9 protein-coding genes and 2 pseudogenes are annotated in these 12,069 nt (G+C 61.4%); 8 read left to right on the top strand and 3 right to left on the bottom strand.

Annotation, left to right across the window (positions count from 1 at the left end; genetic code table 11):
• Positions 1–66: 66 nt before the first annotated feature.
• Positions 67–1,467: a NorM family multidrug efflux MATE transporter gene (locus tag FGE05_RS01925; RefSeq protein ID WP_139641120.1), complete on the bottom strand. Its 1,401-nt coding sequence runs from the start codon at positions 1,465–1,467 to the stop codon at positions 67–69.
• 146 nt (positions 1,468–1,613) lie between these two features.
• On the opposite strand from FGE05_RS01925, the gene FGE05_RS01920 reads away from it, so the two are divergent.
• The 4 genes and pseudogenes from FGE05_RS01920 (at position 1,614) to FGE05_RS01905 (ending at position 6,220) form a co-directional block, all read left to right on the top strand.
• Positions 1,614–2,534 (top strand): LysR substrate-binding domain-containing protein, encoded by a 921-nt coding sequence (locus FGE05_RS01920; protein WP_139641119.1) that lies wholly within the window; start codon positions 1,614–1,616, stop codon positions 2,532–2,534.
• Positions 2,535–2,665: 131 nt separating this feature from the next.
• A pseudogene (locus FGE05_RS30265) lies at positions 2,666–3,793 on the top strand (Cache 3/Cache 2 fusion domain-containing protein); the annotation flags it as partial.
• A 42-nt stretch (positions 3,794–3,835) separates the two neighbouring features.
• Positions 3,836–4,696 (top strand): methyl-accepting chemotaxis protein, encoded by an 861-nt coding sequence (locus FGE05_RS30260; RefSeq protein WP_373682427.1) that lies wholly within the window; start codon positions 3,836–3,838, stop codon positions 4,694–4,696.
• 309 nt (positions 4,697–5,005) lie between these two features.
• Positions 5,006–6,220, top strand: a complete 1,215-nt coding sequence (locus tag FGE05_RS01905; RefSeq protein WP_139641117.1) for an aldose 1-epimerase family protein — start codon at positions 5,006–5,008, stop codon at positions 6,218–6,220.
• A 6-nt stretch (positions 6,221–6,226) separates the two neighbouring features.
• Here the strand turns inward: FGE05_RS01905 and FGE05_RS01900 are convergent, their stop codons facing one another.
• The gene (locus tag FGE05_RS01900) at positions 6,227–7,720 is read right to left on the bottom strand and encodes a YifB family Mg chelatase-like AAA ATPase (protein ID WP_139641115.1); all 1,494 of its coding nucleotides are present in this window, start codon (positions 7,718–7,720) and stop codon (positions 6,227–6,229) included.
• A 200-nt stretch (positions 7,721–7,920) separates the two neighbouring features.
• Between FGE05_RS01900 and FGE05_RS01895 the strand changes: the two genes are divergently transcribed.
• From FGE05_RS01895 to FGE05_RS30250, 3 genes and pseudogenes are all read left to right on the top strand, one after another.
• The gene (locus FGE05_RS01895; protein ID WP_139641113.1) at positions 7,921–9,198 is read left to right on the top strand and encodes a sensor histidine kinase; all 1,278 of its coding nucleotides are present in this window, start codon (positions 7,921–7,923) and stop codon (positions 9,196–9,198) included.
• Between the two features lie 136 nt (positions 9,199–9,334).
• Positions 9,335–10,117 (top strand): annotated as a pseudogene (locus FGE05_RS30255) (MCP four helix bundle domain-containing protein); the annotation flags it as partial.
• The gene (locus FGE05_RS30250) at positions 10,112–10,975 is read left to right on the top strand and encodes a methyl-accepting chemotaxis protein (protein ID WP_373682426.1); all 864 of its coding nucleotides are present in this window, start codon (positions 10,112–10,114) and stop codon (positions 10,973–10,975) included. The pseudogene FGE05_RS30255 and the gene FGE05_RS30250, both read left to right, overlap by 6 nt.
• Before the next feature lie 51 nt (positions 10,976–11,026).
• Here FGE05_RS30250 and FGE05_RS01885 read toward each other — a convergent pair whose 3' ends face one another.
• A complete protein-coding gene (locus FGE05_RS01885; RefSeq protein ID WP_053148583.1) occupies positions 11,027–11,287 on the bottom strand; it encodes an accessory factor UbiK family protein in 261 nt (86 codons plus the stop codon).
• Positions 11,288–11,700: 413 nt separating this feature from the next.
• On the opposite strand from FGE05_RS01885, the gene glnK reads away from it, so the two are divergent.
• A complete protein-coding gene (glnK, locus tag FGE05_RS01880; protein ID WP_002555808.1) occupies positions 11,701–12,039 on the top strand; it encodes a P-II family nitrogen regulator in 339 nt (112 codons plus the stop codon).
• Positions 12,040–12,069: the final 30 nt, after the last annotated feature.

Genomic DNA, 12,069 nt, shown 5'->3' with positions numbered 1-12,069 from the left:
GTCGATCAGTCAGATCGATGTATCAGACACACCGCTATCGCGAGCAGGCTCGCTCCCACAGGGGGTTCATTCAGTCTGGACGTTCTCGAAACCCTGTTGTCCCGGCTCGCCCCTGATCATCCGCTTCATCTTCCCTTCGAACGCCAACGTCAGGCTCACCGCCGCGCAGGCCAGCCCCAGGGCCAGCCCCCACCAGACGCCGGTCGGTCCCCAGCTCAGGTGAAACGCCATCCACCAGGCCGCCGGCGCGCCAATCAACCAATAACAACCCAGGCCCACCAGGAACGTGGTCTTGGCGTCCTTGAGCCCACGAATGCAGCCCATGGCGATGGTCTGCGTGCCGTCGAACAGTTCGAACCACGCCGCCACGGCCAGCAGGCTCACCGCCAGGTCGATCACCGGACGGAACGCCGGGTCGTTGTGGTCCAGGAACAAACCGATCAACTGATTCGGCAACAGCCAGAACACCATGGCAAAAGCCAGCATCACCGCAGCGCCGAAGCCAATGCCGACCCGTCCGGACAGTCGGGCCATCAGCAGTTGTCCGGCGCCGTAGTGCTGGCCGATGCGCATGGTGATGGCGTACGACATCCCTGCCGGAACCATGAATGCCACAGACACAATCTGCAGGGCGATCTGATGGGCCGCCAACGGCGTGCTGCCCATGGTGCCCATGCACAGCGCGGCGAACGCGAACAGCCCGACTTCCACGGCATAGGTGCCGCCAATCGGCAGGCCCAGGCGCCACAGCTCCTTGAGGTACTGGCGATTCGGCCGGAACAGCCCCTCAAGCAGTGGGTACGCGCGGTATGCCGGATGCCGGTGGATATGCCAGGCCAGCGCCAGGGCCATGCAACTGGCAACAATGGCAGTAACCAGGCCGATGCCCATCAAGCCCAGTTTCGGCAGCCCGAACATACCGGTGATAAGCGCGTAATTGAGCAGGAAGTTGGCCACCGTGCCGCCCAGACTGATCACCATGACCGGCGTGGCCCGGCCGATGGCGCTGGTAAAGCCGCGCAGGGCCATGAAGCTCAGATAGCCCGGCAGGGCAAACGGCAACACCAGCAGGAACTGTCCGGCGGACAGCACGTTGGTTTCGGTCTGGCCGAACATCAGCAGCACCGGCTTGAGGTTCCATAACAGTAACCCGGCTGCCAGCGCCATCAGCCAGGCCAGCCACAACCCGGCCTGGGTCAAACGGGTGGCCCCCTCGATGTCGCCGGCACCGTGACGGATCGCCACCAGGGTACCCACTGCCGCGATCACGCCGATGCAGAAAATCGACACGAACGAATAACTCGCCGCCCCCAGTCCACCGCCGGCCAGGGCTTCGGGGCTCAGGCGCGCCATCATCAAGGTGTCGGTGAGGACCATCAACATGTGCGCCAACTGCGAGGCAATCAACGGCCCCGCCAGCCGCAGGATGGCCCGGAGTTCGGTACGCACAGGATGCTGCATGATCATCACGCTCCATGTTCAGACGAGGCTGTAAATCGTCGATTCTCGGTGCTTGCGACGCTTCGCACAAAAGGATAAAAACGATGGCAGATATGATTAAAACTCATGTAAGGGTTCTTTCTGCCAGGCCCTCGTCACTGGAGCGTTTCCCGATGTCGCGTCGTCTCCCACCTCTTTATGCGCTGCGGGCATTCGAAGCAGCGGCGCGCTACAGCTCGTTCACCCGGGCCGCAGAAGAGTTATCGATTACCCAGAGTGCGGTGAGCCGTCACATCCGCACGCTCGAGGAGCATTTTGCCTGCCGGCTGTTCCGGCGCAGCGGTCGCAATCTGCAATTGACCGAAGCGGCGCGGTTGCTGCTGCCAGGTATCCGCGATGGGTTCATGGCACTTGAGCGGGCCTGCCATACGCTGTCGGGTGAGGACGGCATCCTGCGCATGAAGGCCCCCTCGACCCTGACCATGCGTTGGCTGCTGGCGCGCCTGAGTCGCTTTCGACATTTGCAGCCGGGCAATGAGGTGCAGTTGACCAGCGCCTGGATGGACGTCGATTCGGTGGACTTCAACACCGAGCCTTTCGATTGTGCGGTGTTGTTGGGCAATGGACATTTTCCAGCGGATTGGGAGGCCAGTTTCCTGTTTCCCGAGGAGCTGATTCCCGTGGGCGCGCCGAACCTGTTGAACGATCAACCGTGGGATGTGCAGCGGCTGGCCAACGCCGAACTGCTCCATCCCACGCCAGACCGTCGCGACTGGCGCAGTTGGCTGGAGCGCATGGGCTTGTCCGACAAGGTCTCGCTCAAGGGCGGGCAGGTGTTCGATACGCTGGAGCTGGGCATGATTGCAGCGGCGCGCGGTTACGGTGTTTCCATGGGCGACCTGTTGATGGTGGCCGAAGATGTGGCTCAGGGGCGCTTGAGCCTGCCGTGGCCGACCGCCGTCGCCAGTGGCGAGCATTATTACCTGGTCTGGCCCAAAACCCGTCCGGGAGGTGAACGTTTGCGTCGGCTCAGCGATTTTCTGCAAGGTGAAGTCAAGGCCATGCAATTGCCCGCGGTGGAGCGTCTTGGCTGAAACGTTGCAGTAAGGGTGATAGCAGCCTGTATTAATCCTTGCTGGCCGCTCAAGTATCTCGCTTTGCGGCCGAACCCGTGACATGGAACCCTCGTTCAGAAAGGGCAAAACATATACCTACCTTGAATAAAATGCCGAGCGTGCGACGTGATCAGGATGATCCGGTGTCTCGGCCAGGAGCCGTCATGTCTCAACCCCGTGCCCGGATCGCCTCACAGCTAGGCCTTGCCCTCGCCGTGATATTGGCGATCGTGATCTCCGGCAGTACCGTCTTCGCCTTGCGTTCGCTGGACGCCGCCAACCTTGCCACTCGTGAAGAGCATCTGGCCAGTGAAGCGCGTCTGATGGCCGATCAGCTCAATACCTTCCACGGCACCTTGCGCGAGAGCACCCAGCGCCTGGCTGGCCTGTTCGAAAAGCGCTTCAGCGCGGGCCTGAACGTGCACCCGGACCAGCCGGTTGCGGTGGCGGGCATACAGACGCCGAGCCTGAGCCTGGGTAGCGAAGTGCTGAACAACAACTTCAAGGAAGTTGACGAGTTCAAGCAGATGACCGCCGGGACCGCCACGGTGTTCGTGCGCAGCGGCGACGATTTCATCCGCGTCAGTACGTCGGTGGCCAAGCAGGACGGTTCGCGAGCCATTGGCACCATGCTGGACCACGCCAGCCCGGCTTACGCCCGCTTGATGAGTGGGCAGAGCTATATTGGCCGGGTCTTGCTCTTTGGCCGTTACTACATGACCCAGTACAGCCCGGTTCGTGACAGCGGTGGCAAGATCATCGCCGCGCTGTACGTCGGTTTCGACTACACCGATGCGCAGAATGCCCAGTTCGAGAACCTCAAGCGCTTCCGCATTGGCAAGACCGGCTCGCTGGCCCTGCTGGATGAACAAAGCAAATGGCTGGTACCGCCGGCCGGCGTCCAGGCGCTGGATGCCGCTGTCACGACCGTCGTTGGCCTGGTGAAAGAACCGGGCAAGGGCGCGTTCTGGAGCGACACCGCCGAAGATTTCTATAGCGTCGCCGTACCGTTCGAGGGCGGGCCGTGGGCGGTGGTGGCGAGCATGCCGAAGGCCGAGATTCGCGAGGTGACCTGGAGCGTCGGTACGCAACTGGCCATTGGCAGCTTGCTGGCAATGCTGCTGGCGGTTGGCGCAGCGATGTGGCTGTTGCGCAGCAAGCTGGCGCCCCTGGGCGATCTGGTGCGCCAGGCCGAAGCATTGGGCGCCGGTGACCTGAGTGTGCGCCTGAGCGTGTCGAGCCATGACGAAATCGGCCAACTGTCCCGTGCCTTCAATCAGATGAGCCAGGCGTTGTCGACCATGGTCGAGCATATCCGCAAGGCCTCCCAGGAGGTCAGCAGTCGTGCCCAGGCCCTGTCCGGGTTGTCCAGCGGTGCTTATGAGGGGATGGAGCAGCAGTCCGGCGAAATCACCAGCATGGCCGGCGCGGTGGAAGAGTTCAGCGCTACCTCGTTGAACATTGCCGACAACATGGGCAATACCGAGCGCCTGGCCCAGGAAAACGCCCAGCAGACGCGTATCGGTCGGACATCGATGGATGAAGCCTCTTCGTCCCTGGAACAGATCGCCGGCGCACTGAACAGCACTGCCACGGTTATCAACACCTTGGGTCAGCGTTCCCAGGAAATCGGCGGGATCGTCGGCGTGATCACCTCGATCGCCGAGCAGACCAACCTGCTGGCCCTGAACGCTGCCATCGAAGCCGCTCGCGCGGGTGAGCAGGGGCGTGGTTTCGCCGTGGTGGCGGATGAGGTCCGTAGCCTGGCCTCCCGTACTCGTCAGGCCACTGACGAGATTTCCAGCATGATCACCAGCATCCAGCAGGAAACCGGCAACGCCATCAGTACGATGGAGCAGGGCAACCTGTTGATGCAAGAAGGCCTGTCGCGCAACGCCAACGTGGCCTCGGCGCTGGCTCGCATCGATGAGCAGAGCCGTTCGGCTGGCCAGCAGTTCGCGGCAATTACCACCGCTACCCAAGAACAAAGCAGCACGGCAACCCTGCTCAGCAGCAACCTGCAGAGTATCGCCATGGCCAACAGCGAGCAGCGCGAAGTGGTCTCGAACCTGGCGGTCACTGCCAAGGAACTGGAAAAACTGGCGCAGGACCTGCGCCAGGAAGTCGATCGGTTCCGCTGAGTCCCTTACAACCACCGCAGCAGGCTCGCCCCGGATCATTGTGGGAGCGAGCCTGCTCGCGATGGCTTCAACCGCCAATATCTAATTGCCCCGGCCACTGTGGGAGCCGAGCTTGCTCGCGATAGCATCATGTCAGGCGACAGAGATATCGCCCGATCCAATGCCATCGCGAGCAAGCTCGGCTCCCACACACTTTGTGTCGCTAATTTCTCCGGTCTGCTTTTTTTAGAGTTATTGCCGTTTTTAAGCTTGCTGAAACGTTTCTTCAAGTCTATAAAAACCGCACAACTCCAATAAAAGGCCAAGTCCATGACTCCGCTCAAACTCCTTGCTACCCTCGGCGCCCTGGGCGCTGCCTCCCATGCCATGGCCTGGGACTATGTCCTGCTCGACACCGATAAAGCCGCCCAGCCTTGGCAGATCACCAGCCAGCAGCTCGGCGTGAAGACCGACAAACCCTTTTCCGTGACGATGCGCACCCTGCACGGCGGTCGCCAGGAAGGCGTCAGCATCGTCGACATCGACAACGGCACCATGAAACTGTCGGTCGTTCCGACCCGGGGCATGAACGTGTTGCAGGCGTCGGTCGGAAATGCGCGGATGGGTTGGGATTCGCCGGTCAAGGAAGTGGTCAATCCGGCCTTCATCGAACTCAACGGTCGCGGCGGGCTGGGATGGCTCGAAGGTTTCAACGAGCTGGTCACCCGTTGTGGTTACGAGTGGGTGGGGCACCCTGGCATGGACAATGGCGAACTGCTGACGCTGCACGGTCGCGCCGCCAATATCCCGGCCAACAAGGTCACCCTGCACATCGATGAAAAAGCCCCTTATGCCATTACCCTGAGGGGCGAGTTGAAAGAGCAGGCTTTCAAGAAGGTCGATTTTTCGGTGCAGACCGAGCTGGTCACCGAACCTGGCAGCGTAACTTTCGCCCTCAACGACACGTTGACCAACAACGGCGACTATCCGAAGGAATACCAGGCGCTCTACCACAGCAACTTCAGCACGCCGTTCCTGGAGCAGGGCGCCCGTTTCGCCGCGCCGGTCAAGCAGGTCTCGCCATTCAATGACAAGGCCAAGGGCGACCTGGCCGATTGGCAAACCTACCGGGCTCCCACCAAGGATTACGACGAAACCGTCTATAACGTCGTGCCCTACGCCGACGCCAAGGGTGACACGCTCACCGTGCTGCACAACAAGGCCGGTAGCCTTGGTGTATCGGTGGGCTTCAACACGGCAACGCTTCCCGTGTTCTCCCTGTGGAAAAACACCGATACCCAAGGGCAGGGGTACGTGACCGGGCTGGAGCCTGGCACCAGTTTCTCCTATAACCGCCATTACCAGCGGCCACTGGGCCTGGTACCCACTATCGCGCCGAAAGAGCAGAAGCACTTCCAGATCCGTTACAGCCTGCTGGCGGACAAGGGCGCCGTGGATAAAGCGCTCAAACGGGTCGATGAGATCCAGGGCGATCGAAAAACCGAGGTGCGGAATACGCCGCTGGTGGACCTGAGCAAACCGTGACCCGGTTCAGGCCGTCGCAGGGCGATACTGCAAGGCTTCAGCCAGGTGCTCCCGGCTGATACGGCCAGCTTGCTCTAGGTCTGCCAGCGTCCGGGCAACCTTGAGCAAGCGATGGGCGGCCCGCAGTGACAGGGTCAGTCGCTCGCAGGCCGTTTCCAGCCACGTTTCATCGGCTGTGGATAACGTGCAGTGCCGACGCAGACCGGGCAGATCCAGGAAAGCGTTGGCACAGCCTTGTCGCGTCTGCTGGCGTTCACGGGCTTCGGCCACTTGTTCGGCCACGGTGGCGGTGTCCTCACCCGGTTCGCGCCGGGGATTCAGTGCCGTGGCTTCCCGTGCGACCGTCAGGTGCAGGTCGATGCGGTCCAACAAGGGACCTGAGAGCTTGTTGCGGTAGCGCTGCACCATGTCGGGTGTGCAGGAGCAACGGCCGCTGGGCTCGCCCAGGTATCCGCAGGGGCAGGGGTTCATCGCCGCCACTAGCTGGAAGCGCGCCGGAAAGCGCACGCGGTCGCGGGCACGAGATACGACGATGTGGCCCGATTCCAGCGGCTCCCGCAGGACTTCCAGTACCTTGCGGTCGAACTCCGGTAATTCATCCAGGAATAACACGCCATGGTGGGCCAGAGTGATCTCGCCTGGCTGCGGTTTGGATCCTCCACCCACCAGCGCCGGACCCGAAGCCGAGTGATGGGGCTGGCGAAAAGGCCGTTGTGGCCAATGACTCAAGGGCACGCAACTGGCGACCGACTGGATCGCCGCGACCTCCAGGGCCTCGCTCTCGGCCAGTGGCGGTAGCAGTCCCGGCAAACGACTCGCCAGCAATGTCTTGCCGGTACCCGGTGGTCCGCTGAATAGCAGGTTGTGCGCTCCGGCGGCAGCGATCAGCAAGGCACGCTTGGCCCCGACCTGGCCTTGCACTTCGTTCAGGTCGGGGTAGGGCTTGCTGGCTGAAAGCAGTCCGTTCGAAACGAAAGGCTCGACCGGAGCGTGGCCGTTGAAATGCGCTACCACTTCAAGCAGATGATCCACGGCGATCACTCTCAGGCCCGAGGCCAGGCAGGCCTCCTCGGCGTTCGCCCGCGGCACCACCAGCGTGCGTCCGGCCTTGCGCGCCGCCAGCGCAGCGGGCAATACCCCGCGCACCGGTCGCACGGCGCCGGATAACGCCAGCTCACCAAGGCATTCCACGTCGTCCAGCGTCAGGGTCGGCACCTGCACGCTGGCCGCCAGGATGCCCAGGGCAATGGCCAGGTCGAACCGCCCGCCGTCCTTCGGCAGGTCCGCCGGTGCCAGGTTCAAGGTAATACGCCGCGCCGGGAAGTTCAGCCCCGAATTGATAATCGCACTGCGCACCCGGTCCTTGCTTTCCTTCACCGCCGCCTCCGGCAAACCGACCATCGTCAATGACGGCAAGCCATTGGCAAGATGGACCTCAACGGTAACGGCGGGAGCCTCCACCCCCACCTGGGCGCGGCTATGGACAATGGCGAGCGACATGAATCGTTCCTTGAAAGGGATATAAAGACCGCATCCTGCGGTGTCTGAAGGTTAGTCGTGGGGAGGGGGACCGGCGTGGCAAATGATGAGCGAAATCTTGGCAGGATGTTGCAGGTGGAATGGCGGCCTGGGAGGTGGGGGATTAGGCCTCTGCTAGACTGCGATCTGTGGCAATCCAATAGCACAGGGAGGACGCGGTCGTGAACGATCTGCTGGCGCTGTTGACCGATAACCGCTTCATGCCCCACGGGCATTGCTATCTGTGGCGCCCGGATCTGCTCTGGACCAACGTGATTGCGGATGGGCTGATCACGTTCTCTTACGTCACCATTCCCTTCACGCTCATCTACTTTATCCACAAGCGCAAGGACGTGCCTTTCGACTGGATGCTGGCGGCCTTCGGCGTCTTCATCCTGGCCTGCGGGACCAGCCATGTGATGGAAATCCTGACCATCTGGCAACCTTACTACTGGCTATCGGCGCTGGTTAAGGTGATCACCGCGATTGCTTCGGTGATTACCGCCATCCTGCTGGTTCGGCTGGTGCCCGCGGCCCTGAAGATTCCCAGCCCGCAGCAATTGGCCCGGGTCAACGACGAATTGCGCGAGGCCCAGGCCGAACTGGTTACCACCGCGCGCCGGGCGGGCATGGCGGAAATTGCCACTAACGTGCTGCACAATGTGGGCAACGTGCTTAATAGCGTCAATGTGTCGGCCCAGGTTCTGTATGACAAAGTGCATACGTCCAAAGGGCAGGGGGTCGCCAAGGTTGTTCAATTAATGAAGGAGCATTCCGATGATCTCGGTGACTTCTTCAGCAGCAATCCGAAAGGTCGCGCATTGCCGGACTACCTCGGCAAGCTGGCCGAGTCGCTGGCAATCGAGCAGCAGAGCATGATCAACGAGTTGGCGCAGTTGACCAAGAGCATTGACCATATCAAGGAAATCGTCGCTACCCAGCAGTCCTATGCCGGCAATTCCAGCGTGCTGGAGCCGGGCTCGTTGCGAGAGTTGATCGAGGATGTGGTGCGCATCTGCCATGTGTCCCTGGCCCGCCATCAGGTGACGGTGGTCAAGGAGCTCAACGATATCCCGATCATGGCGCTGGATAAGCACAAAGTGCTGCAGATATTGATCAACCTGATCAACAACGCCAAGCAGGCGCTCGATCCGGTCTCGGATCGTCCGTCCCGGATCACCCTGCGCCTGAAGGCCATTGACGACAAGCGCGTACGGATCGAGGTCGAGGACAACGGCGAGGGTATCGCCATGGACAACCTCCCCCGGTTGTTCGAACACGGTTTCACGACACGGGTCGACGGCCATGGTTTTGGCCTGCACAGCTGCATCCTGGCGGCTCATGAAATGGGCGGCGAGCTGACCGTACAGAGTGCCGGGCCGGGACAGGGAGCATTGTTTGCGTTGGAGCTGCCGATTGCGCTCGATCAGGAGCAGTCCCTGCAAGCCGCGGGTGGTTGAGCAGCGACGACAGCGACGCATTATCGTTGAATAATCCAAACGGTCATGCGACTCCCTGCATTGTGATCAATATTTCACATGATTAGCATTCCCCGGCTGATATGGCGAAGGGCCATTGCTCCGTAGGGATCCGCTAATGAACTGGCTCAATGACGCAAAACTTTCGACCAAACTGATCATTTCGTTTTTCCTCTGCGCCCTGATTACGCTCGCCGTGGGCATGCTGGGCGTCAGCGGCGTTTCCGCGCTGTCGGCCCGCCTGCAGGCAGTGTTCAACAACAACCTGGTCTCGGTCGCCAATACCTCGCAGACCAAGACCAAGGCCGTCGGACAGACCCGCGATATGTACCGGCTGTACGTGGCGACCGCAGGCAACGCCCCACAGAGCGTGAAGGATGAGTTTCTCGCCTCGATGAAAGCCAACCAGTTGGCCAGCGAAAAGGCGTTTGCCGATTACCGCAAGGGGAACCTGGCTGAGGACGAGCGCCTGGCCGGTGACCAGATGGCGCGCGACTGGCCCGTCTACCAGGCGATGGTGCAGCAGTACTTGGCACTGATGGCGGCGGGAGACTTGGAGAACGGTCGCACGCTGCTGTTGGGGGATTTGCAGAAGGCCTACCGCAAGGTGATGGATCAGTTGACGATCATGATCGACTCCAACGACCGCCAGATCAGCGAAGACGCCAAGGCTGCCACGCTTCAGGAAGCGACGGCCAAGACGGTGTTGTACAGCGGCATTGCCATCGCCTTTATTGCGGCGCTGCTGCTGGGCATGTTCATCAGCCGCCTGATCAGCCGACCGATTGCCGTGGCGGTCGACTGCGCGCAACGCATTGCCCAGGGTGACCTGACCCAGCACATCAACAGCAACAGTCGCGACGAGGCCGGTCAACTGCTCAGGTCCCTGGGCGATATGCAAGCCAGCTTGAAAACCACCATCCAACAGATTGCCTGCGCCTCGGAACAGTTGGCTTCCGCCGCCGAGGAGCTCACCGCGGTCACTGACGATGGCAGTCGTGCCCTGATCCGGCAGAACGACGAAATCCAACAGGCGGCCACGGCTGTGACCGAGATGACCTCTGCCGTGGAGGAGGTGGCTCGCAATGCCGTTTCCACCTCGCAGGCGTCCCAAGCGACCAGCTCGCAAGCCAGCAATGGGCGCGATCAGGCTCGCAATGCAGTGCAGGCGATCAACAATGCGACCCGGGAACTCACCTCATCCACCGAACTGGTCAGTGTTCTTGCCGGGCAGGTCCGGGATATCGGTAAGGTGGTGGATGTGATCCGCGGGATCGCCGAGCAAACCAACCTGCTGGCGCTCAACGCAGCGATCGAGGCCGCGCGGGCAGGGGAGCAGGGTCGCGGCTTTGCCGTGGTGGCCGATGAGGTTCGCGCACTGGCGGCGCGTACCCAGTCGTCTACCGGCGAAATCGAAAGCATGATCCACGCGGTCCAGGATCGTGCCGATAGCGCGGTCGATGCGATGAGCAACAGCCAGGCACTGGTTACCGAGACCCAGGGCCTGGCTCGGGCGACCGGCGAGGCGTTGGAGCAGATTGCTGACGGCATTTCGCAGATCAACGACCGCAACCTGGTGATCGCCACGGCGTCCGAGGAGCAGGCCCACGTGGCCCGTGAGGTGGATCGCAACCTGGTGAATATCCAGGATCTCTCGACCCAGACCGCGGCGGGGGCGAACCAGACCAACGCATCGAGCCAGGAACTGTCCAACCTGGCGCTGTCCTTCAATACCCTGGTCGGCCGCTTTCGCCTCTGACGCCTGGGAGTGATTACGCCTGGGCCAGTACCAGGCGTATCCCGAGCCTGCTTATTCCTGGGTTGGAGCCAATCGCGCTTCCAACTCCGCGACCTTCGCCTCCAGGCTTTCGAGGCGCGCCCGGGTGCGGGCCAGCACGACCATCTGACTGTCGAATTCTTCCCGGCTCACCAAGTCCAGTTTGCTGAAGCCGCTTTGCAGCAGTGCCTTGAACTGGCTTTCGATTTCGCTTTTGGGCAGCGGAGTGTCGCCGCTCAAGAGGCGGGAGGCGTGGCCACTGAGGGCGTCGAGCAGGTCTTTGGGGGCGAGCATGGCAGCAATCCTGAAAACGATGGCGGCAGTGTATCACGCAGTGTCTATAGTCAATTCGCATGCATCGGATGCACGCTTTTCGCGCACGGAGCTGGAGGTTGTCGCACTGTTGTTGTGCGTATCGCGGCGGTTGGTGGCGTGAGAGAGGTGGGCTCGACGGTTAAAGAGTTGAAATCACGGGGTTTTGGTGCAGATGGCAAGGTTTCTGCTTAGAGGCTCATGACCCATGCACTGATGCAGTCGTTGTGACGATGCAGTGCAGCCAGGCGAAGCGGGGAGCTGCGGCTGGCACGGTTGACTGGCGCTGGTCGGGCAACTTGGGCCGACGATGCGTTACAAAGCCAGGCACTGCGCTTAGACTTGAGTCGGGTTTGTTTTCCTGGGGCAAGTCCACCAATTCGGGAGAAAGTTTCATGAAGCTAGTCACTGCCATCATCAAGCCGTTCAAGTTGGACGACGTGCGCGAGTCGTTGTCCGAGATCGGCGTGCAGGGCATTACCGTCACTGAGGTCAAAGGCTTCGGCCGGCAGAAAGGTCACACCGAGCTGTATCGCGGCGCGGAATACGTGGTCGATTTCCTGCCCAAGGTGAAGATCGACGTCGCCATTGACGACAAGGATCTTGACCGGGTGATCGAGGCAATCACCAAGGCCGCCAACACCGGCAAGATCGGTGACGGAAAGATCTTTGTGGTCAATCTGGAACAGGCTATTCGCATCCGTACCGGCGAAACCGATACCGACGCCATCTAAGCCGCCAAACCCAACGCCCCAGGAGAAAAC

The organism is Pseudomonas sp. ICMP22404, from assembly GCF_006227205.1.
GTDB lineage: Bacteria > Pseudomonadota > Gammaproteobacteria > Pseudomonadales > Pseudomonadaceae > Aquipseudomonas.
This window is presented reverse-complemented; position numbering and strand designations above follow the sequence as displayed.